The sequence below is a fragment of the Undibacterium cyanobacteriorum genome, from assembly GCF_031326225.1.
GTDB lineage: Bacteria > Pseudomonadota > Gammaproteobacteria > Burkholderiales > Burkholderiaceae_D > Undibacterium > Undibacterium cyanobacteriorum.
Map to the genome: position 1 here is coordinate 4,444,654 of NZ_CP133720.1, position 26,697 is coordinate 4,471,350.

The window sequence follows — 26,697 nt, forward strand, 5'->3', positions numbered from 1 at the left end:
AGCCTAGATTCTATGCGGGTTTCAATAGATTGCCCAATTGCGATGCAGAAAAAACACCCTTTAAAATCAACGGCTTACAAAAACAAATTTGAGGCAAAAAACATTTTTACTGAGAATTTTTTTGTCTGTGGTTTTTTGTGAATAAGTACCAGAAATCGATAGCTTTTTTGGTACTTATCCACCGCTCCATATCGCATTTTCCAGCGCATTTGCCTCGCCAGACCGCATGCCCATTCACTTTTGCACAGCAACACGATGGCGGTATGCGAAATTGCTGGGATTTCGGGTCAGGTACACTCGTTTAAAAAAGTCGATACAAGTCAAACAAGTGACGCTTTGTCCCACTTCCTTGCCGTGAAACTTGTTCGTTTGAGTCTGCGGGCGATGAGTCATTCCCGCCCGCATAGGCTGTTTAAGCTTGTTGACGCTGACGGCGGCTGACTTCATGCACCGTTTCCACCAAGACCGTCACAGCATCTGGCGAAGTGAACTGAGAAATGCCATGACCCAAATTAAACACATGGCCATGACCAGCACTTGGTTTGCCATAAGCTTCCAAAGTAGCTGTCACTTGCTGACGGATTTGCTCAGGTTCAGCAAACAAAACGGCTGGATCCAAGTTTCCTTGCAAGGCGACTTTATCACCCACGCGCGCACGCGCTTGACCCAAATTCACGGTCCAGTCGAGGCCCAAAGCATCGGCACCAATGTCGGCCATTTGCTCTAACCACAAACCGCCACCCTTAGTGAACACGATACATGGAATGCGTTGACCATCTTTCTCACGTTGCAATTGATTCACGATGTCTTGCATGTATTTGAGCGAGAAGCGTTGATAGGCGCCGTCGGCCAAGGCCCCGCCCCAGCTATCAAAAATCATGACGGCTTGAGCGCCCGCATCGATTTGCGCATTCAAATAAGTCGCGACCGCTTGCGCGTTCAAACTTAAAATACGCTCCAACAAATCAGGACGCTTGTACATCATCGCCTTGATGCCGTGGAACTCACGTGAGCCTTGGCCTTCCACCATATAGCAGGCCAAAGTCCAAGGACTTCCCGAGAAACCGATCAAAGGCACACGTCCGTTGAGGGTCTTACGAATCTGGGTCACGGCGTCATACACATATTGCAGGCTACCTTCTGGTGGCAATTCCAAAGCCATGGCGGCTTTTTCATCTTTCAAAGGACGTTCAAACTTCGGTCCCTCGCCTTCCTCAAAATACAAGCCCAAGCCCATCGCATCAGGCACAGTCAAGATGTCGGAGAACAAGATCGCGGCATCAAGCGCATAGCGATCTAATGGTTGTATCGTCACTTCGGTCGCGAAATCAGGATTCTTGGCCAAACTCATGAAAGAACCCGCACCTTTGCGTGTGGCGCGGTACTCAGGCAAATAGCGACCGGCTTGGCGCATCAACCACAAAGGTGTGTATTCAGTTTCTTGACGCAGCAAAGCGCGTAGGAAGGTGTCATTCTTGAGTGGAGCAAAAGAAGTCATGAAATGCTTTCGTAAGGCGAATTTTGTAATCCGCTATTATCCCCGAACTTGGGGTGGCTCGTATATGGCTTAGATCAATAGCGACTTGCTTGCTCTCTGCCTCACCCGAAATTAATCTCATGGACAAATGGGGTTGCTCAGAGGCGCTGAACAAAATGAGCAAAACTGATCATCTTTTAAATTGCTCAAATGCTATGATATGTTTTTTTCATTTTTGAATGTATCCATGAGCAACGAGACTGAATACAGCGAAGGTGGCAGCCCGATTTATCGTCATCCAGAGCGCAATGAATGGCAGACACCGCAAGCAGAACCAAGCGAAATCTGCCTAGAACAAATCTCTGAACACATCGAACGCCATCTTGGCCCGGTCAAAACCGTATTCCATGAATTAGTTTCAGACACCGTCCATATCGACGTGCATATCGTTTTGCCGACAGAGCAATCACCGTGGATACGTCTGGTGACCTCCGGTATGTCTGACCTCCCCATGCAAATTCCGGCAGAATCGGGCGCATCACGCTATGCGGAATTGATCATGACACTGCCGCCAGAGTGGGAATTGGAACAAGAGCAGTTTGAAGATGAAAATTGGTATTGGCCAATTCGCCTCATCAAAACTTTGGCGCGCCTTCCGCATCTGTATTCAACTTGGCTCGGTTTTGGACACACAGTACCTAACGGTGATCCAGCGCAGAACTATGCGCCCAATACGCAACTCAACGGTGCCATCATCCTGCCGTCCATCACCGTTCCGCAAGATTTCCATCGCCTAAGCATCAGCCCAGACAAGGAAATCGCATTTTTCTCGGTAGTGCCACTGTATGAAGAAGAAATGAATCTCAAACTGAAGAAAGGCACCGATCACTTGCTGGACCTGTTCGACCAACACGGCATGAGCGATGTGATCAATCCGCAGCGCAAAAACATCGCCAAGAAACGCTTTTTCTTTTTCTAATTTTTCGGGATTCGTTCTTCTCACTATGCATCCACACAATCCCTACGCGGCACCTGATAGCGAACTTGATGTGCTGCCTCAGCACTGCAGTCGCGATGGCAAATTCGCCCTGCTTCCCTCGGGTTGCGACCTCCCTGCGCGCTGCATCAAGTGCAATGCACCAGTCGCCATCGCACCCAAAAAGACGACGCTGTATTGGCATACACCATGGTTGTATTTGCTGATCCTGCTCAACATACTGATTTACATCATCGTTGGCTTGATCGCCCGCCGTACCCATGCCGTCACACCTTATTTGTGTGATCAACATCGACTGCGTCGACGCCGTCGCATGCAGCTCTGTTTTGGCGCTAGCCTCGCATGCATCGCCCTCACCTTCGTCGGCGATCACTTTCAATCAGGTGCTGTGTTTGGCCTGTCGATATTTGGTGCGCTCATCTTCTTTATCGTCGGCCTGTTTGTCTCGCGACGTCTGTATGCCAACAAGATCACAAAGGAATACACCCGCATTGGTGGCTGTGGCGAAGCCTTTTTAGCCTCCTTACGACAACAATAAAACCAGCACGAAAAACAAGATTCGCAAAAAGAACACAAAAATCTTCAAATTTTATGTAAAGGATGCTTGACAAAGATTTTTTTGACGCTAAAATGTCAAACATGCTTTACACAACAAGCACTGCAAAACCAAGCAAAGCTGATTGTTGAGAAAAGCCGCAATACCTAAGTAATACTTAAGTTATACCTAAGCAAAATCCAAGCAGCACAAGGAATTTTCCCAACGCTGCTTATTTTTTAAACTGATATGTCAAGCGTGCTTTACAAGTTAGAACAGCAGAACATCTAACCGAAAAGCGCAGCAAGTGCAGCACTAGCAAGGTGTCTTCAGACCCCCTGCTTTTTTTATCGCCTGACGTGTCAACTTTACTTTACATCGCTGTTTTTAAACGAACTTTTTGGAGACCATCATGAACAAAATTACGATCAATTCCACATCTTTGCGTGAACTCAATGGCGCCATCATTTTGGCTTCTTTGATGTGGTCACTAATGATGATACTGGGCGACGAAATCATCCACAGCTTCGGCCGCATGGCGTTTGGTTTATTGCCTATCGTGCCGGTCGCGATTTTTGGTACAGCCTTGATTCGCCACCTTAAACGTACGGGACATCCAGCGCAAAAAAACATGCCTAGCCATGTTGGAATCGCAACCGCACTGACTGTCATTTTTGTGACGCAATTGAGCAAATTGGAGGGCGCAGGTTTTGCCCAAATAAGTGCGATGGCAGCATATACCTGCTTCGTTATGGTCTTGTGTTTCTCAATCGGTGCGCGTCGCCTGTTGAGCAAATAAATTGCACAAGCCTTGTCACCAACAAACTTACAAACATTCTATCGCTATCACTTTAACTAGCACTTACCTAAGGAATATTGATCATGTCACTCGCTACTACTTTCAAACTTGCCTTCGCCTCTCTCGCAATTGCCACAGTCTTTGGTGCAACGCCATGTAGTACATTTGCCGCCCCTAGCAACCAAGCTGAAAGCACCAGCAATGCCAAGGTAGCACAAGAATTTCAAGTGGGCAGTCTGTACGTCGAAAAATACAGCAATCCAAACGCTAAGGGAGCTCCCGTCATTCTGATTCCTGGTTTGGCCAGTGGTGCGTATGTTTGGGACGAGACGGTTAAACAATTGCGTGACAATCACGAATTGTATGTAGTCACTTTGGCTGGCTTTAATGGTAAACCAAGCATTGCGGGCCCTAAATTGCCAAAGTTAAAAGCCTCACTTCTGGAATTGATTCAAACTCAAAAAATCGATAAACCCGTCCTCGTTGGACATAGTCTGGGTTCAGCCAGTTCGATTTGGTTTGCCTTAGAACATTCCAATTTAATTCGTGGAGTATTTGCAGTCGATGGCCTGCCTGTTTTCCCAGGTACACAAAACTTGGGTGCAGATCAACGTAAGGCAATGGCCGAAGGTGCGCGAGCCCAAATGGCGAGTCTCGATGCGGCTAGCTTCGGCGCACAACAGACTCAATACATGCGGGTTACAGGAGTGATAGACGAGAAATTGGCATTAAGCCTCGGTGTGCGCGCTGCTACGAGTGACCCCATTGCGACCGCTGACTACATGGCAGAATTGCTGTTACTTGATATGCGTCCAGACTTACACAAAATCACTGTACCAGTCGCCGTAGTTTCTCCGTTCAACGCACCAGATTTCGCCCGTGCTAATATGAATGAGGAAGGGAAAAACGCATACTACAAGAGCCTTGTGAATGGGATTCCCCAATTGAGCATGATTAGCATCACCAATGCACGACATTTTGTGATGTTGGATCAGCCTCAAGTATTTAATCAGAAGCTGCAAGAATTCCTGAAAAAGCTCTGATCACCTCTTACATCTGGCTCCTCTAACATGAGCAACTTATCCAATAAGTTGCTCTATTTTTTTGTCCTCGGTGTTCATGCACGAAAGATAGACCTGCATAAAAAACGAAGTCAGCTTACTTCCAATCCCGTAGCTTTATCTAAGATCTGTGCAACGAAAATGGACCGTGGCCAAGCACACCACCGCCAACACATGCCGACAAACAAATTCACAAGATTGTGCATGACACCCTGAGTAGTTTTTGGTATTCGCCGCAGTTAATCGTCGCCATCTATTACGAGGAAACTTAAGGGCGTTTAGAGGAGTTTCCCTTCCAAGGTGTACTCAGACGTTGGAGGGTCTTGTCGCGTTCCATCGCCGCAAAAGCTTGGCGGACTTGTCGCATAAATTCCGGCGACGAGGATTTACTGAAAGCGAAATACAGGGCATCATCACGTGGAATTTGCACCGTCTTTTCTACTTCATCTTCGCCCAAGCCGCACTCTTTCACAAACACTGCAATGCCGTCGGGATCAAAAGGAATAAGATCAACGCGCCCCACTTTGAATTTACGACAATTCGAAGTCATAGAAGGCGCGGTATCAACCTTGATGCCCAGACGGGCAAACGAAGGGAGGCTGGCATTACTCGCTTCATCACCGATCAAGTAGCGCTTGGCGTCATCCAAAGATTTCACCACCACATCGCCACGTCGTTTTAAGCGATACAACCACTCTTCACTGGTGGTGACCGGGCCGATCCAGTGATAGTGCGCTTCACGCTCTGGGATACGCGCTACGGTGAACAGCAAAACATTCGGTTCCATCTGCGCGGTCCGCAAAGCACGCGTCCACGGCAATACTTCGGTTTGCAACTGCATCTTCAAACGTTTTGCCAATTCACTAGCAACATCGACACTGAGCCCCTGAACCCGACCATCACGTACGAAGTTATAAGGATAGTTGACGTCACTCGTGACCGCACGCAAGATCGGCACCGACTCGGCCGCAAACACCGAGCGATCAGGGCTAACAAACATCCACAGCAGAAAAATCAAGCAGGCTCGTCTCACGCTACTCTGGGTTCCAAATGTATTGACTCGAATTCTAATGATGGCTACGAAGATTAATCCTTGCTAGCCTGAGAGCCTAGAGTAAAGGCTAGCGCCGCAAGACGCAAGCACAGCGCCTATCTCGTTATTTTTTTGCCTAAACTAACTAACACTGAATTGCGTTACGCCGCATGATTTTGTTGAAATTTACGGTGCTTCGTCCCATTGTTATTCCGCATTTTGATGCGAGCACCTACCATTACAACACTGATACGCCACCGACTTAGCTCCTTCGTCGCCATGAACAAATTTAACCGACTATTGAAACTACTCTCCATGTCATTTGCAATTGCTTTGTTTCTGAGCAGCGCGCTCAGCAGCACCCATGCACAAGACTTGCCACTCGCCCGTATCTATACAATCGGGCAACATCATGGGGACGAAGCCCCGGCAAAGTTCGATCAAGGCTGGCTCGGATTGATCGTTAAAAACGGTAAGGCAGAACTCAAATCAGTGCGCCCCCAAGTCAAAACTGTGTATGACCAAGTGCTCGATGATATCAACAACAAACAGTCTTACTCTGGCCGTGAAATCAGCGTCAAAGGTGATGCACCTTTACTCCTGATTCAAATGAATAGCCTCACTCCAGGAAAAGTCGAGATGGCGACTATCGAACAAATCGAAAACTCAGCGACTCTGACATTCCATCAACAAGACTACGTACTCGATCATGAATGCGTAAAACAAAAAGCGGGCACGAAACTCACCCCCTGCAAAATCATCCTGCAGCAAGGAAGCAATAAACAAGCGATTGAGGAAAATTTTCTTTACCCCGACGGTAACTTCACGAAATCGGTGCAAGTTGTGTGGGCCGGCGATCTCGATCGCGACGGCAAACTCGATTTGATCCTTCGCACCAACGGCGACAACAACTCAATCCTGATGGTTTACCTTTCATCAATGGCGAAAGGTCGACACATGCTCAAGAAAGTGGCCTCCTACGAAATCATCGGTTGTTAAAAAAGTCATCAAACGGCCGAAGCCAGTCGAAATTTGAGCTATGATGGCGCGCATTCATGGAGAGGAGCTTCTGATGGATTACGTGATTGTGAAATACCTGCATATGATCGGTATCTTGGTGCTGTTCGCCAGCCTCGTTCTTGAACACTCTCTACTACGCCCCGAGGTTTCTGCAGCGACGATAAAGAAATTAGCGATCGTCGATGGCATTTATGGTTTCTCTGCCTTGATCGTGATGCTTGCTGGCTTAATGCTGTGGTTTCAAGTTGGCAAAGGCAGCGCTTTCTATACGCCCAACCATATATTCCATCTCAAAGTCGGACTATTTGCCTTAGTCGGACTTGCTTCTATCTATCCAACCGCCTTCTTCCTAAAGCATCGCAAAACGCAAGCCGAATCAATCGCAATACCGAAGGCAATCATCATGATTGTGCGATGTGAAATGCTGGCAATACTAGTGCTTCCACTGTTCGCCGTCATGATGGCGCAAGGTCTTGGATTACCGCATTGAGCGCATCACATTACCCAAGAAAGACTATGCGAACCTCTCGCCTCGCTTCCCTGCTCAGCTGTTTCACCTTGGTGATGGCTACGAGTACAACATCCGCGCTTCACTTCGATAGTGGCGATGCCAACACGGCGACTCCACAATACGGATTTAAGGTGGTGGCAGCCTATCCGCATGATCGCAATGCGTTCACGCAAGGGCTCATTTTCCGGGACAATTTTTTGTACGAAAGTACCGGACGCTACGGCGCTTCGACCTTGCGCAAGATTGAGTTAGAAACGGGTAAAGTCCTATCGCAACGCAAGCTTCCCGATCAAATTTTTGGTGAAGGTATCGTCGACTTCGACAATGACTTAGTATGGCTAACGTGGACCTCTGGTTTTGGTGCGGTGTTCGATCTCAACACCTTTGCAGTCAAAAAACAATTCCAGTACACCGGCGAGGGTTGGGGGCTTACCCGAACCAAAGATGCCATCGTCATGAGCGATGGCACAGCCCAGCTGCGTTTTCTTGACCCCAATAGTTTGCAAGAAATACGTCGTATCAAAGTCAGCGATCACGGCAAACCCGTGACCCAGTTAAACGAACTCGAAATGGTAGAAGGTGAGATCTTCGCCAATATCTGGCAGACCGATTTCATTGCGCGCATCGATCCCGACACCGGCAAAGTGAAGGGCTGGATCAACCTCAAAGGTTTGCTGCCACAGTCTGAGATGAAGCCCGATACCGACGTCTTAAATGGCATTGCTTACGACCCCGTGAAGAAGCGCCTATTTGTCACTGGCAAGCTGTGGCCGAAAGTATTTGAGATTGAGATACAGCCTTCGACAAACTGAAATCGCCCTCCTGACCACCGAAGGCAAGCTGCAATAGTTTGCCCCGTTCGGATCAGCAAAAAAGCGACATCTCAGGCGGCAATAATTTTTGTATCGTGCTCGCATCGCTTACACTTTGGACTCGTTTTCTGACATACCGAAAGGACCCACACGATGAAAAAATTCTCCAAGCATTGGCATCTTCTATGTGGCCTGCTCGCCATTGGCCTATCACCAATCGCGAGTCACGCGGCGGATAATAAAAGCTGCCCTTACACCGAGGCCTATCTTTCAGAACAACTAGGTGTGACCGTAAAGGTCGTCACACAAATGCCAGGCTTGCTTGGCCCTGCATGTGAATACGCTGATGCCAAACGCAGCCTTAAGATTGCCGTCGACGCTGGTCGCAATCCGGCGCCATCGGCAGATGCATGGCGCAAGATGGCCAATCCGCCGGGCACAAAATGGAAGACGGTTGCGGGTGACGCCGACAAAGCTGTCCTACTGGAAGCAAGCCCCAATATGGAGCTGCACCCTTCTCTCAGTTATGAGCGCAAAGGATGGTTGGTACAAATCAATGTGATGGGTATTCAGGCGAATGAAGTATCCAAATGGAACGAGAAACTATTGAAACTCAAACGCCTTCCAGAATAAAGATGTAGCTTGTTCAGGGATTGGTGTTGGAAGTTGGACTGGCGAGCGCAATCCAGATTTCATTGCGACGTAAAAAAGGCAATGAGAACGGCGCGTTATAGCGTGAAAAAATGGGCTCGCCTTGTGCCACCAATCCAGCTTCTTTCATGCACTGCCGCAGGGCTGCGAGCTTTTCCTCATACAGCTCTTGTGACCAACTCCCGGAATACTTCAACACCGCATAAGTTTGAGCAGGCATTTCGCGCAGTTTTACTTTTGGGTTGAGTGGCTCAGGCAAGGTCTCCATCGTGAATTCACTCGGCATCACAAACTGAACCAAATAGCCACCCTCGACATTGGTTTGTGCCACTGGTGCCGTCATCTCAATCTTCACTGGCTTCGCGTTTTGTGCCGCCGTTTGCGACACCGGCGCAGTCATTTCCAACTTCTTGGCGCCCTTATTCTTGCCAAAGATATAGCCGCCAAGATATTCAAAGGCGGTATTCCCTGCTTTATCGGCGGGCCCCGGCACCAGCACTTCAGCCACTAAATAGGCATGGTACTTACGCACTTCAAACTGCGGATAGCGTTTGACGACATCGTACTTGGGTTCTTCAATCGCCCAAGCCGAACTCGAGACTAGCGAGAATCCCAATAGAGACAAGACGCCACTCAGGGATCGCCATAATGAGCTAGATAAAGAGCTAGACATAGTTTGACCTTTTCGGCTGATTTAACACGCACTAGGATACAGAAAAGTGCTCAGACGTGCCGGCAAACACTACGTCAAGTTACTGCTGCTGTGCTTTTTGTCCTACTTCTTCCGCACAATTTCTCATTCTTGTCTTATTCCTATCCACTTCATCAATCTATGCAAATGAAGCGGCAACTTTTCTAGACATTTCAGCTCTAAGCAGTGGCGCTCGTCCCCCTCGGTCGCAAAACTATCGAAAACTGAAAGGGAATTCACTCTATGAAAGTCGCAAAAAATACTATTTGTCTCTGGTTCAATGGTGATGCGGAACAAGCAGCACGTTTTTACGCCGACACCTTTCCCGATTCCTCAGTCGATGCGATTCATCTCGCGCCGGGCGACTTTCCTGCTGGGCAGGAAGGCCAGGTGATCACCGTACAATTTACCGTGATGAGCATCCCCTGCCTCGGACTCAACGGTGGCCCAGCCTTCACGCACGATGAAGCGTTTTCGTTTCAGGTAGCGACGGAAACCCAAGAAGAAACCGATCGCTATTGGAACGCGATTATCGATCATGGTGGCCAAGCCAGTGCTTGCGGTTGGTGCAAGGATAAGTGGGGCATTTCTTGGCAGATTACGCCAATCGCCCTCACTGAAGGGATCTGCGATCCTGATCGTGCGGCGGCCAAACGTGTCTTCAATGCCATGATGGAGATGAGCAAAATTGATATCGCTCGTATTGAAGCGGCACGCGCGGGACGCTAATGCGTCGCGGCGCGTCAGATAGCTGATCGCCATGTCATGAAAGAGTCAAGCAAAGTGATTCTCTTTCCTAGCATAACGGTATGACGCGCCCCCTTTCACGCAGCTTACTTTTTGATCCACTCACTGGTCAGCAAAATAGTGACGCTGGCGGGGTCCCAAATCGCACCTGCTTCTTTATCTCGCGTTAATGGCGGTACCACCGCTGGCTCACGAAGCATAAAGAGGCGATTGAAATTATCGAAACCACGCGACATGATGCCGGTTGGCGTATGCGGCAAATCAAAAGTGTGCCCCAATTCATGCAGACTTGCGCCCATGCCGGTGGCGCAATTGGCCCAGTATGCCATTCGGCCATTGCTATCGTCTGGGAAGAATTTTGTATCGATCGCTTGCGTATTCATGAATGCACTGTTCACCTGACTCAAGCTCGTTGGGCAAGTATGCAAATGCAATGAACCAAACACGCCGAGGTATCCACCGCCTAAGGCTGTGTGCCCCGTCACTTGGCCATCGATATAGCTAGAAAAACTCATGGTCACCATGTACTTCACATTGGCGTCGTAGGCATTGGCACGAATCGTGGCGGCGATCAGATCATACAATTCATTACCGGTCTTCTTGAGCAGCTCAGCCTTACTCAAAGGCAGGCGCAAAGTCTCGACCAATGGCGTGCCATCAGCATCCATCATCAAGTTATACGTCATATGCGATCGACCCGCTTTGTACATCATTTCAGCGGTCGCCGATTGCATCAGCCACGCCTGCACCTTCAGCTTTTGCTTTGCAATCTCCAAACCATTGTCAACGCCGGGTTCAGCTAAAAATCGCCCCTCCTCGTCGGCAGGAATCGCCACCATCATTTTGACTTTTTTGGGATTGGCGCTGGCTTGATAGTTCAAAGTAAAACGATTGCTTGTGGTGCCAGTGGTGATCGTCATTTCATTGACACCTGCACGCAAAAGGATCGGCAACTTAAAGACACCAGACACCACTTCTGCTTGATAACTTTGGCCATTCAAAGCCACTTGCACCGCGCTCAAATCAGGATTCGTGAGCCCGTACAAAATCGGCAACGGGTATGAAATCGTCTCATTATTCGTAAAATTATTGATCGCCAAACCGTTCACCAAAGTTGTGTTACCTGTAACGTTGGTAACCTCAGGTACTGCGGTCGTTACATTGGTGGGTGCATCGATACGGCCACCACCACATGCGGCTAATACTAGGCTCACCAACAAGCCGCACAAGCAAACGGCGTATCGGTGTTTTTGCTCTACCGTCACCGCTCCAACATGAGAGGATAGGTTTACCTCTCGATTCCAGATTGGATTCAATATCGCTTGCGGCGATGATTTAATTGCGCGCTGGGTTGATACTCGCATCTTCATCTTCATTTACCTTTTTCCTATGCCTTTGTTCAGACAAAAACCTTACTATCTACTACACTTGTAGTATCAATCAAAGATAATGCATTTGCAAGTTAAATTATTAAAATAGGTCGAAGGTTTATTGATTTTGGAGCTACAATCCGGCAAAAAATAAGCAGGATGTTCGACCGCCAACCAACAAATCTCGCCATTGAAAACCTGATGACGCCACACGATAAAATCCTCGTCGCCCTCTTGTTTTTTTGCACTAGCCTCGTGATGAGTAGTGCCTGTATCGCACAAGATAATTGCCTACGTAGCGAACCCGAACCCTACTTCGCTCATAAAGACAAGCGCAGCGCAAAAAACCAGCAGATCTCGCAACATCAGTTCACCTTGCTGGATGCGAGTAGCGCCATCGAAACTTTTGACTTAGCCGATGGCACGCACGTCAAGATTGAGCACACTGGATGCGAATACTTCGTCAATCACATCAGCATAAGTGCTGCATGGACCGCACGTCATACGCCGTCGCATCGAGAAATTCTGCAGCGCTTCAGTCAGCGGCTACGCCAATTGCATAAGCTGCATCCGAATACGCTGTTTGAAATCAGGCATGCGGCAGATCAGCTCGCTCGCTATCCTCACAAAGCAGCGAAAGTCACCTTCCCATCTGAACCAATCAGCTTGGATAAACCGAGTCATCAGGCAAAGTCTGGAGAAGCCATGGAATCGCCGCGCGCTTTTTTCACGATCGAGCAAATCACCTACCGAGCGAACGAAATTGCATTACGCTTAAGCCTCACCATTGGTCCACTTTAAAACGCCTATCTAAAACGTCTATCGATAGTGTTGATCGCCGCTGACAAGCGAAAGTCTTCTGTTAAGATAAGGTATCTTAAAAAAAGGAGTTGATCGTGTCGCTACTGATGAGTGTACTGCGCAATGCATTGCGAATGAAAAAGGAAACCGTACCGCTCAGCAAAGACGATCCGCTGGCACTGCACTACGAACAAGAACTCAATCGCCACAAGCAAATTGTGAATGAAGCTTTTCCAGGACCGGGCTATTACGAATGGCTGCAATGGTTTCATTTATTCGTTCAGCCAAAACTTTACTTAGAAATCGGCGTGGAATCCGGTAAAGCCTTAGCCAACGCACGTCCACCAACACTAGCGATTGGAGTTGATCCTGCTTTACGCATTAATCACGAATTTAGCGCCCGCACCAAACTGTTTCAACAGACCAGTGATAGCTTTTTTGCCGAGCCGCATTTGAAAGAAATTTTCGAAGACCAAAAACTCGACATGGCTTTCATTGACGGTCTTCACACTTTTGATCAAGCCTTGCAAGATTTCATCAACGTGGAAAAGCATGCGCATCGCGACACCGTGGTTTTGTTCCATGATGTTCTTCCGGTCATTCCTGAAACTGCTGATCGCGAGCGTCACACGATGTTCTGGATTGGTGACACATGGAAGGTCATGCTGATCCTGAAAAAGTATCGTCCAGATCTCAAACTATTTAACATCCCCACCGCAAGCAGCGGCCTCGGCGTCGCCGTTCATCTCGATCCCAACTCAACCATACTGGCAGAGAGGTATGAAGAGATTGTGGCAGAAGCCATGCAATTCGATCTGAACGATCACCTCGCTTCACTCAGAACCATCGTCACGACAGTAGACAATCAGTTCGACAAGGTGGCACAGCTTTTGAATGATTGAGGCGGTCACAACTCAATAATCAAACTCGCGCATCAAGGCGATAAAGGTTTTCAAAGTCGGATTGTGGTCCTTACGACGCCAAATACCGACCAAAGTCGACGCCGTCGGTAAAGGTATGAAACGCACGGCATGATTATGGTGATGAGAATAGGAGATCGGCATGATCGATATCCCAACCCCTTTCGCCACCAAACCCAACAACGTGACACCAAAATCTGACTCAACACGAATATGCGGTTGAAAACCAGCCTCTGCAAAAATCCCGCGCAACTGATTCGCATGCTCGCTCTTTCCGGTCAGAGACGGCAAAACAAATTCTTCCTCAGCCAATTTCGCTAGATCACTGAACTTTAATTGACGCCGCTTGGCATAAGGATGCTGCGCGGGCACAACCAAAGCGAAATGCTCGGTCATCAATTCCTCGGAGACCAAGTCTTTTGATTTCTCTGGTTCTCGAGTAAAAGCGATGTCGATTCGGTCGGCCAGGAGAAATGCATCGACATCTTCGGCGTCGACTTCCATCATCTGAATCGCTATATATGGATGGCCTTGATGCAGAGCGCGCAAGAGATCGGGTAAAACAGAAAAGGTAATCGAAGCTGGATGTCCAATGCGCAAAGTGCCACTCTCGCCAGCAGCAATCAGTTGCGCGCGCCGTGTCGCACTTTGATAGTCCAACATCAGCCTGCGATATTGATCACGCAAAAACTCACCAGCCGGCGTCAGTTTGACATTGCGCTTATCGCGCTCGAACAAACGCACGCCCAATTCTTCTTCCATGCTTTTAATATGACGACTAAGTGCCGACTGCGTGATAAAAACCTTTTCCGAAGTCTTCCAAAAATGCAGCTCATCGGCCAAGGTCAAAAAATATTGGATTTGTTGGAGATGCATCGCTCCCCCCTCTCACTATTACTATCACTACCAGCGTGCAGACGACGATTTAGGTCAAATTCTGTAATCGCAAAATTGCATTAATTAACTCGAATTTAGCATTTTTTTGCATTAAAGACGAGCGTACATTGCTGCTGTAGGTCATCGAAGACGATGACCTCAACAAATCTAAACAGATCCAGACAGATCTAAGAGGAACGATAGCTGAACCAAAGCGAAGAAAGACTTCGATATGCTCGACAAGTATTTAAACCAACTCGGTTGGGGCGGCGGCATTGTGTGTTTGCTGGCCTATGGACTCAACACACAAGGACTGCTGGCCAGTAACTCGCCCATTTTTCTTTGGATGAATCTGCTGGGCTGCTGCTGTCTGATCTATTACACCTATCGTAAACAAGCCTTCGCGAATACCGCACTCAATAGCGTCTATCTTCTGGTCACCATGGTTGCGCTCGGTCGCCAGTGGTGAAGAATGGAGACGACCTGCTAGTCGACAACACGACCAAGAAACGCGCCACTTTTTCTCAAATGACCTAAAGGAGCCAAGACCATGCTGACCTTCAAACGCTGCGATTCTAACGATAGCGACTTCCAAGCGCTCGTGAGAGAACTCGATCGTTACCTCGCTTTAATCGACGGGGAAGAACATGCGTTCTACGCGCAATACAATAAGACCGACTCGATCAAACACGTCGTCCTTGCTTACCTCGATGGCCGTGCGGTCGCTTGCGGCGCTTTCAAGCCCTATGGTGAGAAAGGTGTTGAAATCAAACGCATGTACGCCGCACCAGACCTGCGCGGACAAGGTCTCGCCAGCAAGATCCTCCAAGAACTAGAAAACTGGGCCGCCAGTCTTGGCTACCAATTGTGCGTGCTCGAAACAGGCAAACGCCAAGCCGATGCAGTACGTTTATACGAAAAGAATGGCTATCATGTGATCCCGAACTATGGGCAATATGTCGAAGCGCACAATAGCGTTTGCTATGAGAAAAGGATAGGATCTGATTCAGTCGAGCATGCAAATGTTAACGCTGGAGATATTCAAGATCTCACACCCGCTTAACATTGGATGTCACTGCCTAACACTACCTAGCACTGGCAAACAAGTACCAGAAAATCTCTTTTGATAGGTTTAGAGTTTGAAATAAACGATCTCACTTGGACCATTGAGAATCTCGATCCAATTCCAGTGTCAAACGGGAACAAAACACACTTCTGTTGTTGATTAAAACCTTAGCCGTTTTTGCGGCATTGCACGCATCCACATCATTGATAATTATTGGTACTCAAAATCGTTGAATCGGTACGTTCCACCCACTGGCAAAAACTCTTCTCGGGGTTGCTGCGGTAGTTATTGCATTCATAGCTGATGCCGGGGCAGGCTGCGTTATAAGACTTCGCTAAACCTTCCCAATTAGAGCCACGTTCGACTTTGGCGATTTGGTCGACTAAACCTTTGCATGCCGAAGGTACTCTTGAAGGATCAACTGGTTTGGAGTTTTTCTTTTGCGGCATTGGAGGAATCGGCGGCGCCGGTGGGATGGAGGGTGCCGATGCGATGGTCGGCAACAATGGTCGCAAGGTTTGGTCGAGATTATCGAGTTTAGAAGACGCATGTTGCGCCGCCACTGCGCGTGGATCAGGATTTTTTGAGTCTGCTTTATCTGCCGGTTTTTCTGCGACCTTTACGTTTATCTCCACCTTCTTACCCTTATTCGGTGCGGTAGTGCGATCACCGTAATGAACTTTGCCATTCTCATCGACCCATTTATAAACCTGTGCGGCGCTGCCGTACAAGGGACAGAAAACAAATGACAAAGTCAGCAGTGAATTCAAAAAAGTGCGATTGATGTTGGACGAACTCATGTAAAGAAACCGAAGTGTGGCAATTGATGATCTAAGATGCCTCGATGATGGATATGCACGCGGTATTCGAAGCGACCTCAGGAACTTCCGGCAATATGCCACAGAGCATAATGAAATGGCAATATTTTCACGATGGCATATGATCGTAATGGCAAGAGCTGGTACTCATCATCTATCGACTACTGCAGTACCTCAATCGGCAAAGGTCCATTCTTCAACACAGCATGATGAAAAACTTGGAGACTAAATTTCTCACCTAAACGCTGCCTCTCTTGATCACGCAATTGACGAAATTTCACCGCACCAAGTTTGTAGGTAATCGCTTGCGCCGGCCAGTTTCTGACACGCTTAATTTCGCGTTCGGCGAGTTCGGGAAGCATCGGTAATCTACTGAACCAGAAGGCTTTAGCTTGCTGATCACTCCAAGAGAAATGATTAATTCCGACATCTAAAATCACACGTATCGAACGGACCAAATTCCATTCCACTGCACCAAGTTCATCCGCATCGGTTTGATACAAACCTAGTTCGTGCCCATACTCCTCCACGTATGCGCCCCAACCTTCGATAAATGTCGAATAAAAACTATGGGGAATCGCCTTGGCACAAGCATCCTGGTTTTCGGTGTAGCGATTCTGAAAGTGATGACCCGGTGTACTTTCATGCAGCAACAACCAATCCAGGCTGCGGCGATCATAGTGCGACTTCGCTTTGTTGAAATAAAAAGCACCCTCTTCCGGAATGTAATAGCCGTCCACTGGAAAACTCATACCACGACTCGAGGCGCGTATCGCGGGTGGCCGCACCGCGTTCGGCAAAAAAAGTTTCCCCAAGTTTTGATACACGGTGGATTGCCGTTTCTCGTAATCGGCTTGGGGCGTCGTGCCATCTTCATACTGAAATACAGCGCTATTCAAATAGGCGGCGAACGCCGCATCCCGCCCTTCGTATCCCATATTCCTTTGCAAGCGACGATATTGATCGAGTGCTCGGTCGAGCTCGGCCGTACCCATCTTTACAAGGTCGTCAGGACTGATGTCTGAGCTCAACCATGCCTTGCTTAAGTACCGATACCACTCCTTACCCATGCTGCTGTGAGCTAAGCCTTGTTCGGACATCACTGCTTGCTGACCAAGTGCTTTATAGGCTTTCGTCAAAGCGATTTTGTCGCGCAACAAATTAGCTTCGAAATCGATGATCGCTAATTGCAAACGCTGACACTGATTGGCGTCCTGCAGAACACCGCTCGTCTCTAAATGCTGCCGATCCTGCTCCAGTTGTGCGACGAAACGTGCTTGGGCCTCTTGATTTTTCTCACGCAGAATTCTATCGATCTGCTGTTGATAAGCAAATGCGAGATCCCCGCCCAAACCAAGGCGCTGAAAATTCTTACTATAGTTTGCAATGTATTGGGCAACATTATTTGCCTTGCTCTGGCCCACTTCTGCCGAAACGGAAATCCGAGGCACACCAAGCATGGCACAAAATAAAGCAACGATAAGAATGCTGAGGCTTAAGTTTAATTTGAAAAATTTCATTCGTCTCACCGTGGACAGATATTTCAACTATGTAGTTGGGCACTCAACGCGCTCGCAAAATAGGTACTAGCAGACACCATGTCATCAGCATAGTTCCCCTCTAACGAACAATACAGCGCACTTTGTACCAGTTCACCACTAAACAAACTTCAAAAACAATAAACAGCTCCCTCGACCAGTTTCCCCGCCCTGCTCTCCAGCGACAGACAAGTTTACTAAACGACCTAAACTTCACACGATTTTCCGAAAGCGATTGGAGCGCAGAATCTTCTTTTGTATAAATGCTCCAGTGTACAAAAGCGAAATCCAAACATCAGAAGTGCGAAACAAAATTGTTTGGGATATCGCTGCCACTCTTCCCACTCCTTGGTGGACGCACTGAAAGTGTGGACAGATGCGAAAGGCCATCGCCTGTTCCTACAACGAAGAGAACTTTGTCACCTCGTGATAACCATCCACTTCCAAGAGCATAAGGAGACCAACATGAAGTTTCAGCAGCACCTTGCTTCACCCCAGAGACGCTACCGAGCGACCCCGATCGCCATTGCAGTGAGTACGGCGTTATTAACCCTTTCGAACGCGCATGCACAGTCGGACGACACCAAAAAAACTGCCGAGAGCAACGCGCCCGCCACCGTCGTAATCAGCGGCTATCGTTATTCGATTGAACAAAGCTTGGATCAAAAACGTAAAGCCAATGCCATCATCGATGTGGTGACAGCTGAAGATGTTGGTAAGTTCCCCGACAAAAACGTCGCCGATGCTTTGCAACGTGTACCGGGCGTGGTCGTCAATCGTGATGGTGGCGAAGGAAAGTATGTCAGCGTGCGTGGTTTATCCTCAGAACTCACGCTCACACAACTCAACGGCAACTACATCGCAACGGCTGAATCAAACGGCGACCCCACCCGCTCTTTCAACTACATGTTGATGCCATCGAATATGCTGGCGAGTGCGGAGCTGTTTAAATCTCCTGAAGCACGCCTCGATGAAGGTGGCATCGGTGGCACCGTGATCTTACGTACCCGTCGCCCATTAGAAGTCAAATCGAATAGTGGTTTTGTCTCGGCTGAAGGAACTTGGGCCGACACAACCAAGAAAACCGATGGGCAATTTTCCGGACAATACGCGTGGCATGACGACAGCAATCAATTCGGTGTTTTGCTCGGCTACACGCAACAACAACGTACCACCCGCACCATGGGCGCTAGTACGGAAAACTGGCAATGGTATGCCGACAATTACAAGACCAATCCAGCTGTCGACGTCAATGGTCAAGCGTCTGGTTTGAATTCACGTTGGTGGGGCCAATCAGGCTTCTACGATCAAAGCGGTAAGTACTACACCAACTTCATGATGCCGACCTCGGTCAACCTCGGCATCAAGAGTGAGGATCGTGAACGCAAGGGTGGGCAAATGACCCTGCAGTACAAGCCTCTCAAGAACTTAACATTCACGGCGAATTACTTCCGCTTCGATTTATCGCAAAATTCGCAAACAAATCTGCTCAAAGTACCTGAGTGGAATTTGGCACGTTACGACGGCGACGGTAACTGGCCGGGTGGACGTATGCTCGATAGCCTGAGCTTCGATCGCAGCGGCACCATTGTCACTGGCGCTAATTACAGCGCCCATCAAGGCAAGACTTATTATTGCAGCGGTGATGCAGCAGCGGCTGGTGGTGTGAAAAACACCGGTGGTTTCGGTCCGGATGACTGCACCATTCCAACTCCACAAATCACCGGCAGCTACAACCGCGAACGTGCTTTGTCGCAGACGGCAGACTTCGAGGCTGAATGGCATGGGCAGTCTTTGGATGCCAATTTCAAATTCGGCCATACCTGGGCAAGCGGCGGTCCCGAAATGCAATTCACGATGCCGATTAAGCCTCGCCTACAAAACGCCAACGGCAGCTGGACCTTGGGTAACTACGCGAGCTCCTGGAGTACGGTTGGCACGCCAAGTATGAGCTTCTCACCTGAGCTGATGGCAAACTTGCAGAAGGGTATAGGCGAGATCGATCTAGGTTCCACCTCATCGTCGTGGACCAAGAACGGCACACAACAAAAATACGCACAAGCCGATTTCACATGGCAGGCGGACAGTGATTGGCTTGAATCATTGCAGTTTGGTGGTAAGTTACGTGATGGCGGTACCCATCGTAGCACTGGCAATACCTACTGGGCCTGCAAAGGAAAAGACGCGAGCAATTACGATAATCGCTTCCAAGCCGGTTGCGATGCCAGCGCCAATAAATTCCAAGCGAGCTATCTGTATCCAAACTCCCTCGGAGATATCGCCGGTGGTTTTACAGCCAGCGCTTTCCCTGCCATCAATTACGCGGCCTACATCGATCACTTGAATCAAACGTATGGGACTATGCAAACCCGCAACGAGGACAATTTTGTCTATAACGTCAGCGAGAAAATCAGTGCGGCCTATTTGCAGGCCAACATCAAGACCACGCATTTGCGCGGTAATGTCGGTTTGCGCCTCGTCAAAACGAAACAACATGCCGACTCTACCGATCAAGTCGATTACTACAACGACTATTTTTACAATGGTAGCAACGGCACGCCTGCGCCATGCCGCGCGGGTGGCCTTCCAGCACTCGGTGCACCAGCGGGTTCGGGTTGCGTCAGTGGCTTCACGACCTTACCTGATAGCACGGCACATACCTCGTCGTTTGTGGTCAGTTCTTTAGATCGCAGCTACACCGATGTCCTACCAAGTATTAACCTCGCCTACGATTTATCGAATACTTTATTGCTGCGCGCAGCGGCCTCCAAAGTTGTGGCCCGTCCTAGTTACGGAGATATTGCCTTACCCGGCAACTTGTCTTACTACAGCCAAGAGTATGTGAACGATCGTCGTTTAATCGGTGGTGGTGATCAACAAGGTTGGTTTGGTTCCGGCAGTAATAAGGCCTTGGAACCCTACAAGGCCGCGCAATTTGATCTCGGCTTAGAATGGTATTTGCAACGTGGTTCTATCGTCGGCGCTGGTCTGTTCCGCAAAAACGTCAGCAACTTCTCGGTGCCAGTCGTGCTCACCGTGCCTTTGAATGTGGGCGGCAATGCGGTAACGGTGCAGAACTATTCCACTACCGCCGGTGGTCGCGATGCAGTATCACAAGGATTGGAATTGTATGCGCAACATACCTGGAATTCCGGTGTCGGTGTGCAAGCCAACTACACCTACAACCAAACCAATCAAGCAGCGATCACATTGGGTAATGGCAAAGTCATTGGTAAGTCACCGTTGGTCGGCAGTGCCCGCAATCAAGCCAACCTGACCGTGTTCTATAGCAATGATCAGTACTTAGTGCGCGCTTCCTACAATCGCCGTGGTGAAGTGGTTGGTGGTTTAGTCAACGGCCTCAATGTGTATCAAGAACCGTATAGTCAATTGGATTTGAATGCAGCGTACAACTTCAATCCACAACTGAGTTTGACCTTTGCCGTGCTTAACCTGACTAAGGCGGAATCTCGCTCGCATTTAGGCAACGACACCAAAGATCGCTTTTACTCAAGTGGCTATGCAGGTCGCGTCGCCTATGCGGGTTTGAATTATAAGTTTTAAGCCTCGATTCAATAATCACCTTGAAGACTGAGCTTTAAGCGAAAGGTAAATCGCATCTATAAACGAATTGACAGCAGCACTTCAAATGCTAAGAAGTGCTGCTGTTTTCCACTTTAAATATCACAACGCACTTGATGTGCATCTTCAACACTATCAGGAGAGGTTTGGAACCAGCGTCGTTTTGTAGAGCAGTGTCTTGAGATTTCTCCCCACAGGAAAAGCGTTCAGCCCCACCATCATGAACGCGATCACACAACATTGCGATACAAACTTCCCCCAAGCCCAGACTTCTCCTGCTAGTGCTGAACAAAGCAGCCAAACACTTCAAACAAAAAACGAGACACACGATGAATCAACGCATCAACAATATCACCATCGTCGGTGGCGGCAGCGCAGGTTGGATGGCCGCTGCAACGCTCGCCACTTACCTCGGCAAAGGCAGTTGTATTCGTTTAGTCGAGTCCGAGGAAATTGGCATCGTCGGTGTCGGCGAAGCCAGCGTGCCGCATATCCGGCAATTCAATGGCCAGTGGCTCGGTATCGATGAAATCGAATTTATTCGTCGCACCCAAGCCACCGCCAAACTCGGCATTCAGTTCAACAACTGGGGCAAAATCGGCGATAGCTATATTCATGGTTTTGGCGCGATTGGCCGCTCAATCGGGCCCCTGCCATTTCATCAATTTTGGTTGAAACTCTTTTTGGCGGGCCGCGCTGCGCCGATTGGTGACTATTCACCACAAACCGTGATGGCACCACGCCACAAATTCGTCCCACGCGACCGCAACGCAGCGCCCGATTCGCCGTTCGCTGACATCGCCTACGCCTATCATTTCGATGCCACTTTGTACGCGCGATTTTTGCGTGAACTGGCCGAGAGCCGTGGCGTACAACGCATCGAAGGCATGGTCGTCGAAGTCAAACAACACGAGCGTGACGGTGACATCGCCGCACTCGTACTCGACAATGGCACGCAAGTCGAAGGTGATTTCTTTATCGATTGCTCGGGGTTTCATGGCCTCCTGATTGAACAAACCCTCAAAACAGGTTACCACGATTGGAGCCATTGGCTACCTTGCGATCGCGCCCAGGCCGCGCCCAGTGAAAGCGTGACGCCACTCACGCCCTACACGCGCGCCACCGCACAAACGGCGGGCTGGCAGTGGCGCATACCGCTACAACATCGCATCGGCAATGGCTATGTGTATTCCAGTCAGTATCTCAGCGACGACGAAGCCTGTGCGACACTATTAAGCAACCTCGACGGTAAAGCGCTCGCCGAACCACGTCTACTGCGTTTCACTACTGGCATGCGCAAACAATTTTGGAATAAGAATGTGGTCGCCATTGGTTTAGCTGGCGGCTTTCTCGAACCTTTAGAATCGACCAGCATCTACCTCGCACAAACCGGCATCACGCGTTTGTTAAGCCTGTTTCCACAACAAGAGATCAACCCCGCCCTGCGCGAACGCTACAACGCCGACACCGCGTTTGAATACGAACGCGTGCGCGACTTTTTAATCCTGCACTACCACGCCACCCAACGCGACGACAGTCCCTTTTGGAACTACTGCCGCACCATGCCAATTCCCGATAGCCTACGCGATGCCATCGCTCTCTTCCGCACCGATGGCCGCTATTTCCGCAACGGCGAAGACTTCTTCGCTCTACCGAGTTGGGTTCAAGTCATGCTCGGCCAAGGCATCATCCCAAAAAGCTACCACCCCATCGTCGACGAAATGCCCGAGGAGAGATTGATTGATCAGGTCGAAGGCATGCGAAGCATGTTACTGCAGGCGACCGAGTCGATGCCGACCCATGCGGAATGGGTGGAGCGGTATTGGAAGGCTGGGTAAATGGCCCAGGCTTAGTAATCAACACTTAGGCAATAGAGCTGGCTTCAAGACGTATTATCCAATGCGATAAACCAGCCACTTCACGTGATTTTGGGGCTATCAAGCAATCGAAACAACGGCATTCGAAACGGTTTCGATTCTTATTTATTTTTTATTTAATTTCGAATAAAATCGCATTGGGTGCCCATTTATCGGAATGCGGCAGGGATAGCGAAGGTCGGGCCGCCTCGCACTTTCTGTCACTCATTCAAATGGAAAAGCTCTCAATAGCCTCTATGGTCGCGGGCTATCTCGCGACACTCTTCATATACTTCCTATCCTTCATTTCGTTCCTCCGTATAGTGCGGGATTATCTCGGTATTTGGATTTTATCGAGGAAAATCCAAGTCTCAATCGGTATATTCATTATCGGGTTCGAGATCAATCACGACTTTTTGCGTTCACCGAAACAAGAAGTGCTTGGATTGGAAATCGATACAGATTCATCATCGTTCATCAGTTCGCTGATTGAAATGATCTACCAACATTTGTGAACCACAAATCTGTTGTCGAAACGCGTGAACATTCGGAAAAATCAGATAACTAGTCGTTTTTCATAATTAATTTCAAGAGTCATTCACATGGAAACACATATCGAGCGCATTGAATTTTTGTTGCTTTTAGCGGCCGTGGTAGCGATGCTTGCACGTCGCTTTCGGTTCCCCTACACAGTCGGCTTGCTATTCGCTGGCATTGGTTTGACCCTACTGCCGATTTCCCCTGGGATTGAATTAACCAAAGAACTCATTTTCTCCGCACTGCTGCCACCACTTATCTTCGAAGCCGCGATCGCTTTGAAGTGGAGCGAACTGCGCAAGGTACTCCCGGTCGTTCTATTATTGGCGAGTGTGGGATTGATTTTGTCCGCGTTGGTGACGGCGGCGGGCATGTACTGGTTATTAGGCTGGCCACCAATTTCCGCAGCTATTTTTGGCGTGCTAATCGCAGCGACTGACCCTGTTTCTGTGATCGCAACGTTCAAGGAAGCGGGTGTAAAAGGAAAATTGCGGATCTTAGTGGAATCGGAGAGCCTCTTTAATGACGGCACTGCGGCAGTTTTATTTGGCTTAGTGTTAGCATTTGCTGCTGGCAATGCTCCGACTACTTTAGGACTGACTTTGAACGCACTGTCGGTTATCGGTGGTGGCGTCGCCTGTGGCGTGATCATCGCTTTTGTCACGCTATACCTCGCGGGAAAAACCCGCGATCATTTAGTCGAGTTAACACTTACGACCGTGGCCGCCTATAGTTCTTTCTTAGTTGCCGAACATTTCCATTGGTCGGGAGTGCTGGCGACACTCTGTGCAGGCCTCATTATTGGGAACCGTGGTCATCTCGGTGCAATCACCGAAAAAGGTCATGAATCAGTTGAGGCGTTTTGGGAGTTCGCAGCGTTTGTCGCCAACTCTCTCATTTTCATTTTGATCGGAGTCTACGAAGCGAAGCAATCATTCTCAGCGCTACTTATCCCTGCGGTCGTGGCGATTCTATTCGTACTCATAGGACGCGCTGTCGCCATCTACCCATTGGCCGCACTGATCAAGAACAGCGGCCAACGTATTTCGATGGCACATCAACATATCTTGGTCTGGGGCGGTTTAAGAGGAGCTTTAGCCTTGGCCCTCTCACTTGGTCTCCCGGAAAGCATCCCCTATCGCGCAGAAATTGTGACGATGGCCTTTGCGGTAGTAGCATTTTCTGTAGTTGTGCAAGGTCTCACAATGACGCCTCTTATGAGAAAACTGAATCTCATCGGGAATCCTGATTCATAGATTGGAATTTACAACGGACATTTGTCTTGTGGCTTATTCCTTAGAATCAGATTTAATCGATTCAATAGTCGGCTCAAAGACTCGATCATTTAGATCATTGGACACCCACCCAGAATATTTCTTCTTGAAGTGGATGCCTCTTCGATTGTCGATTCGTCATACTGGAGCAAATGTTGCTCCAACTAGAAATGATGGGAAATCCGAGATGCCTAAAAAAACATGGGAACAATTAGTCAAAGAGGCTTTCACAAAACCTTTCGATGAAAGATACAAGGAATTTACTCGAAAAGAAAAAATCGCATATTGGATATTTACCGGACTAATTTTTTCACTCGTACTATTAGCGTGGATAGATTAGACCAGACACCCAGTCAAAAAAGCAATAAAAATCAATATTAGTTCTTCCCATTAGCATCTGCAAAAAACAAAAGCGAGCCACAGCTCGCTTTCGTCTAACATAAAGCACTTCCAATTGAGTGCCTCTCCAAAATTTTCGTTTAACGCCACCCACATTCGTACGAATACGCTGTCGCTATTCGTACCTACTGTCAATCGGCTTTATCGGAGCTACGCGGGCTGCCGCTTCTTCACGAAGTACGTGCCAAAAGTTTTTCAACAAGATTACTTAACTCTACGCTTTCAGAACCTCCTGGTGCGCATTGTTTCAAATAGAGGCTTGCAACATACTTGACCTGATCCGGGAAAACTAGGTGGGTCAAGGCCAAGATGTTTTCAGAGAAAGGAAGAGGCACCTGCTTGTATTTGTCATCGTGATCAATCGTTGAATAGATACTTTTCAAATCGGTCAACTTATTCAAAAACGGCACAATTTTCTCGCTCGTTAAGGACTTAATGTCCGTCACGACTGCCTCCAATTCCACTTCGTTTTCTGCTCTAAATTCGCGATAGTCGCCGGTGAAAAAACGAACGAAAAATGGGAGTGAAGATTTTGAACAATCTTCACCAGTAACTTCCCCTAGGAGTTTGATAACTGCATCAATTGACAGTCGAAAATTGAAATAGATGTAGATCTCACCATAGCTCTTTTTCTCCAAGCCTATCCTGAAGTACTGCCTTCCATAAGAGACATCTCGATTGAATCTCAATTCTTTTTTCGACCAAACAAATCCCAAAGGCGTCAATATCGGCGTTAAGGCTTCGACGAGATTAGTCAGTACCCTAGCCTTGGTCAGTTGTTCTTCAGCTGCTTGAGTTTCTATCGCAGCGATAAATTCAGCCGCTTCAACGCTGTCCGGAAAGTAAACGACATCTGATTGTGGATCCACGACCTTTAAATTCAAAGGCGCAGCGAACGTCAGAATGTCGGCCATCACCTTCTCTTCGTTCCGATTAATGTTGAGCGCCGCGATCTTCTGGCCGAAGTTATGAATCAAGGGACCATCGCCCCATACACACTCATCTAATTCGTCATCATCAAAGGTGGAGATGCAGGGATATTTTTGCACTAGCTGTTGATACAGAGTACCCAATGCCTCACCGGGCCCCACTCGATGATGCGCCTCGACCTCGATCAACTGATCAATCAAATTGTTACGTTGCTGCGCATCACTCGGTAAAGCTGCGTCAATAATTTGAATAATGAAACTCATAGAATGACTGATGTTGGTTTATGGATAGATCGAGAAATTTGCCTTAGCCAGTAGCCAGCCGGTAGGTACGAATAGCGTCAGCGTATTCGTACGAATGCGGGCGATGCTAAACAACAATCGAAGAATGACAGAT

General features: G+C 48.5%; 24 protein-coding genes. 16 read left to right on the forward strand and 8 right to left on the reverse strand.

The genetic code is table 11. From position 1 onward, the window contains the following. Positions 1-412: 412 nt before the first annotated feature. Positions 413-1,498, reverse strand: a complete 1,086-nt coding sequence (hemE, locus tag RF679_RS18475; RefSeq protein WP_309482094.1) for a uroporphyrinogen decarboxylase — start codon at positions 1,496-1,498, stop codon at positions 413-415. 226 nt (positions 1,499-1,724) lie between these two features. Here hemE and RF679_RS18480 point away from each other — a divergent pair, with 226 nt between their 5' ends. The 4 genes from RF679_RS18480 (at position 1,725) to RF679_RS18495 (ending at position 4,851) form a co-directional block, all read left to right on the forward strand. Beyond that, positions 1,725-2,456 (forward strand): suppressor of fused domain protein, encoded by a 732-nt coding sequence (locus RF679_RS18480; RefSeq protein ID WP_309482095.1) that lies wholly within the window; start codon positions 1,725-1,727, stop codon positions 2,454-2,456. A 25-nt stretch (positions 2,457-2,481) separates the two neighbouring features. Next, positions 2,482-3,012, forward strand: coding sequence for a hypothetical protein (locus RF679_RS18485; protein ID WP_309482096.1), 531 nt, complete (start codon positions 2,482-2,484; stop codon positions 3,010-3,012). A 409-nt stretch (positions 3,013-3,421) separates the two neighbouring features. Next, a complete protein-coding gene (locus RF679_RS18490; protein ID WP_309482097.1) occupies positions 3,422-3,808 on the forward strand; it encodes a hypothetical protein in 387 nt (128 codons plus the stop codon). A gap of 83 nt (positions 3,809-3,891) precedes the next feature. Beyond that, entirely contained in the window at positions 3,892-4,851 is a 960-nt protein-coding gene (locus RF679_RS18495) for an alpha/beta fold hydrolase (RefSeq protein ID WP_309482098.1), read from the forward strand. Positions 4,852-5,137: 286 nt separating this feature from the next. On the opposite strand, the gene RF679_RS18500 is transcribed toward RF679_RS18495, so the two are convergent. Further along, positions 5,138-5,887 (reverse strand): substrate-binding periplasmic protein, encoded by a 750-nt coding sequence (locus tag RF679_RS18500; RefSeq protein ID WP_309482099.1) that lies wholly within the window; start codon positions 5,885-5,887, stop codon positions 5,138-5,140. 330 nt (positions 5,888-6,217) lie between these two features. Between RF679_RS18500 and RF679_RS18505 the strand changes: the two genes are divergently transcribed. The 4 genes from RF679_RS18505 to RF679_RS18520 all read left to right on the forward strand — a co-directional run bounded on the left by RF679_RS18505 (position 6,218) and on the right by RF679_RS18520 (position 8,878). After that, a complete protein-coding gene (locus RF679_RS18505; RefSeq protein WP_309482100.1) occupies positions 6,218-6,901 on the forward strand; it encodes a hypothetical protein in 684 nt (227 codons plus the stop codon). A gap of 73 nt (positions 6,902-6,974) precedes the next feature. Then, positions 6,975-7,412, forward strand: a complete 438-nt coding sequence (locus RF679_RS18510; protein ID WP_309482101.1) for a DUF2214 family protein — start codon at positions 6,975-6,977, stop codon at positions 7,410-7,412. A gap of 26 nt (positions 7,413-7,438) precedes the next feature. Continuing rightward, entirely contained in the window at positions 7,439-8,245 is an 807-nt protein-coding gene (locus RF679_RS18515; protein WP_309482102.1) for a glutaminyl-peptide cyclotransferase, read from the forward strand. Between the two features lie 153 nt (positions 8,246-8,398). Continuing rightward, positions 8,399-8,878, forward strand: coding sequence for a hypothetical protein (locus RF679_RS18520; protein ID WP_309482103.1), 480 nt, complete (start codon positions 8,399-8,401; stop codon positions 8,876-8,878). 13 nt (positions 8,879-8,891) lie between these two features. Here RF679_RS18520 and RF679_RS18525 read toward each other — a convergent pair whose 3' ends face one another. Continuing rightward, positions 8,892-9,569: an SOUL family heme-binding protein gene (locus RF679_RS18525; RefSeq protein WP_309482104.1), complete on the reverse strand. Its 678-nt coding sequence runs from the start codon at positions 9,567-9,569 to the stop codon at positions 8,892-8,894. A gap of 261 nt (positions 9,570-9,830) precedes the next feature. On the opposite strand from RF679_RS18525, the gene RF679_RS18530 reads away from it, so the two are divergent. Then, positions 9,831-10,316, forward strand: a complete 486-nt coding sequence (locus RF679_RS18530; protein WP_309482105.1) for a VOC family protein — start codon at positions 9,831-9,833, stop codon at positions 10,314-10,316. Between the two features lie 104 nt (positions 10,317-10,420). On the opposite strand, the gene RF679_RS18535 is transcribed toward RF679_RS18530, so the two are convergent. Next, positions 10,421-11,710, reverse strand: a complete 1,290-nt coding sequence (locus RF679_RS18535) for a hypothetical protein (RefSeq protein ID WP_309482106.1) — start codon at positions 11,708-11,710, stop codon at positions 10,421-10,423. A 195-nt stretch (positions 11,711-11,905) separates the two neighbouring features. On the opposite strand from RF679_RS18535, the gene RF679_RS18540 reads away from it, so the two are divergent. Both RF679_RS18540 and RF679_RS18545 read left to right on the forward strand, forming a co-directional pair. Next, positions 11,906-12,505: a hypothetical protein gene (locus RF679_RS18540; protein WP_309482107.1), complete on the forward strand. Its 600-nt coding sequence runs from the start codon at positions 11,906-11,908 to the stop codon at positions 12,503-12,505. A gap of 95 nt (positions 12,506-12,600) precedes the next feature. Then, positions 12,601-13,407: a class I SAM-dependent methyltransferase gene (locus RF679_RS18545; RefSeq protein WP_309482108.1), complete on the forward strand. Its 807-nt coding sequence runs from the start codon at positions 12,601-12,603 to the stop codon at positions 13,405-13,407. A gap of 12 nt (positions 13,408-13,419) precedes the next feature. Here RF679_RS18545 and RF679_RS18550 read toward each other — a convergent pair whose 3' ends face one another. Next, on the reverse strand, positions 13,420-14,301 hold the full coding sequence (locus RF679_RS18550; RefSeq protein ID WP_309482109.1) for a LysR family transcriptional regulator: 882 nt from the start codon (positions 14,299-14,301) through the stop codon (positions 13,420-13,422). 232 nt (positions 14,302-14,533) lie between these two features. Between RF679_RS18550 and RF679_RS18555 the strand changes: the two genes are divergently transcribed. Both RF679_RS18555 and RF679_RS18560 read left to right on the forward strand, forming a co-directional pair. Continuing rightward, positions 14,534-14,770 carry a hypothetical protein gene (locus RF679_RS18555; RefSeq protein ID WP_309482110.1) on the forward strand — a complete coding sequence of 79 codons (237 nt, stop codon included), beginning with the start codon at positions 14,534-14,536 and terminating at the stop codon, positions 14,768-14,770. Positions 14,771-14,851: 81 nt separating this feature from the next. After that, positions 14,852-15,364, forward strand: coding sequence for a GNAT family N-acetyltransferase (locus RF679_RS18560; protein WP_309482111.1), 513 nt, complete (start codon positions 14,852-14,854; stop codon positions 15,362-15,364). 203 nt (positions 15,365-15,567) lie between these two features. Here the strand turns inward: RF679_RS18560 and RF679_RS18565 are convergent, their stop codons facing one another. Together RF679_RS18565 and RF679_RS18570 are read right to left on the reverse strand one after the other, a co-directional pair. Further along, entirely contained in the window at positions 15,568-16,167 is a 600-nt protein-coding gene (locus RF679_RS18565) for a DUF4124 domain-containing protein (protein ID WP_309482112.1), read from the reverse strand. A 179-nt stretch (positions 16,168-16,346) separates the two neighbouring features. After that, positions 16,347-17,705, reverse strand: coding sequence for a DUF885 domain-containing protein (locus RF679_RS18570; RefSeq protein ID WP_309482113.1), 1,359 nt, complete (start codon positions 17,703-17,705; stop codon positions 16,347-16,349). Between the two features lie 483 nt (positions 17,706-18,188). Between RF679_RS18570 and RF679_RS18575 the strand changes: the two genes are divergently transcribed. The 3 genes from RF679_RS18575 to RF679_RS18585 all read left to right on the forward strand — a co-directional run bounded on the left by RF679_RS18575 (position 18,189) and on the right by RF679_RS18585 (position 24,954). Beyond that, the gene (locus RF679_RS18575) at positions 18,189-21,287 is read left to right on the forward strand and encodes a TonB-dependent receptor (protein WP_309482114.1); all 3,099 of its coding nucleotides are present in this window, start codon (positions 18,189-18,191) and stop codon (positions 21,285-21,287) included. 347 nt (positions 21,288-21,634) lie between these two features. Then, positions 21,635-23,143 (forward strand): tryptophan halogenase family protein, encoded by a 1,509-nt coding sequence (locus RF679_RS18580; protein WP_309482115.1) that lies wholly within the window; start codon positions 21,635-21,637, stop codon positions 23,141-23,143. Positions 23,144-23,763: 620 nt separating this feature from the next. After that, positions 23,764-24,954, forward strand: a complete 1,191-nt coding sequence (locus RF679_RS18585) for a cation:proton antiporter (RefSeq protein ID WP_309482116.1) — start codon at positions 23,764-23,766, stop codon at positions 24,952-24,954. A 587-nt stretch (positions 24,955-25,541) separates the two neighbouring features. Here the strand turns inward: RF679_RS18585 and RF679_RS18590 are convergent. After that, positions 25,542-26,564 (reverse strand): hypothetical protein, encoded by a 1,023-nt coding sequence (locus RF679_RS18590; protein ID WP_309482117.1) that lies wholly within the window; start codon positions 26,562-26,564, stop codon positions 25,542-25,544. Positions 26,565-26,697 lie beyond the last annotated feature (133 nt).

Excerpts from the sequence above, each read along its gene's own strand:
- RF679_RS18550 (WP_309482109.1), bottom strand. The coding sequence starts at position 14,301 with ATGCATCTCCAACAAATCCAATATTTTTTGACCTTGGCCGATGAGCTG.
- RF679_RS18515 (WP_309482102.1), top strand. The coding sequence starts at position 7,439 with ATGCGAACCTCTCGCCTCGCTTCCCTGCTCAGCTGTTTCACCTTGGTG.
- RF679_RS18495 (WP_309482098.1), top strand. The coding sequence starts at position 3,892 with ATGTCACTCGCTACTACTTTCAAACTTGCCTTCGCCTCTCTCGCAATT.
- hemE (WP_309482094.1), bottom strand. The coding sequence starts at position 1,498 with ATGACTTCTTTTGCTCCACTCAAGAATGACACCTTCCTACGCGCTTTG.
- RF679_RS18560 (WP_309482111.1), top strand. The coding sequence starts at position 14,852 with ATGCTGACCTTCAAACGCTGCGATTCTAACGATAGCGACTTCCAAGCG.
- RF679_RS18555 (WP_309482110.1), top strand. The coding sequence starts at position 14,534 with ATGCTCGACAAGTATTTAAACCAACTCGGTTGGGGCGGCGGCATTGTG.
- RF679_RS18480 (WP_309482095.1), top strand. The coding sequence starts at position 1,725 with ATGAGCAACGAGACTGAATACAGCGAAGGTGGCAGCCCGATTTATCGT.
- RF679_RS18490 (WP_309482097.1), top strand. The coding sequence starts at position 3,422 with ATGAACAAAATTACGATCAATTCCACATCTTTGCGTGAACTCAATGGC.
- RF679_RS18570 (WP_309482113.1), bottom strand. The coding sequence starts at position 17,705 with ATGAAATTTTTCAAATTAAACTTAAGCCTCAGCATTCTTATCGTTGCT.
- RF679_RS18520 (WP_309482103.1), top strand. The coding sequence starts at position 8,399 with ATGAAAAAATTCTCCAAGCATTGGCATCTTCTATGTGGCCTGCTCGCC.
- RF679_RS18510 (WP_309482101.1), top strand. The coding sequence starts at position 6,975 with ATGGATTACGTGATTGTGAAATACCTGCATATGATCGGTATCTTGGTG.
- RF679_RS18585 (WP_309482116.1), top strand. The coding sequence starts at position 23,764 with ATGGAAACACATATCGAGCGCATTGAATTTTTGTTGCTTTTAGCGGCC.
- RF679_RS18590 (WP_309482117.1), bottom strand. The coding sequence starts at position 26,564 with ATGAGTTTCATTATTCAAATTATTGACGCAGCTTTACCGAGTGATGCG.
- RF679_RS18525 (WP_309482104.1), bottom strand. The coding sequence starts at position 9,569 with ATGTCTAGCTCTTTATCTAGCTCATTATGGCGATCCCTGAGTGGCGTC.
- RF679_RS18485 (WP_309482096.1), top strand. The coding sequence starts at position 2,482 with ATGCATCCACACAATCCCTACGCGGCACCTGATAGCGAACTTGATGTG.
- RF679_RS18580 (WP_309482115.1), top strand. The coding sequence starts at position 21,635 with ATGAATCAACGCATCAACAATATCACCATCGTCGGTGGCGGCAGCGCA.
- RF679_RS18575 (WP_309482114.1), top strand. The coding sequence starts at position 18,189 with ATGAAGTTTCAGCAGCACCTTGCTTCACCCCAGAGACGCTACCGAGCG.
- RF679_RS18530 (WP_309482105.1), top strand. The coding sequence starts at position 9,831 with ATGAAAGTCGCAAAAAATACTATTTGTCTCTGGTTCAATGGTGATGCG.
- RF679_RS18540 (WP_309482107.1), top strand. The coding sequence starts at position 11,906 with ATGACGCCACACGATAAAATCCTCGTCGCCCTCTTGTTTTTTTGCACT.
- RF679_RS18505 (WP_309482100.1), top strand. The coding sequence starts at position 6,218 with ATGTCATTTGCAATTGCTTTGTTTCTGAGCAGCGCGCTCAGCAGCACC.
- RF679_RS18535 (WP_309482106.1), bottom strand. The coding sequence starts at position 11,710 with ATGAAGATGAAGATGCGAGTATCAACCCAGCGCGCAATTAAATCATCG.
- RF679_RS18565 (WP_309482112.1), bottom strand. The coding sequence starts at position 16,167 with ATGAGTTCGTCCAACATCAATCGCACTTTTTTGAATTCACTGCTGACT.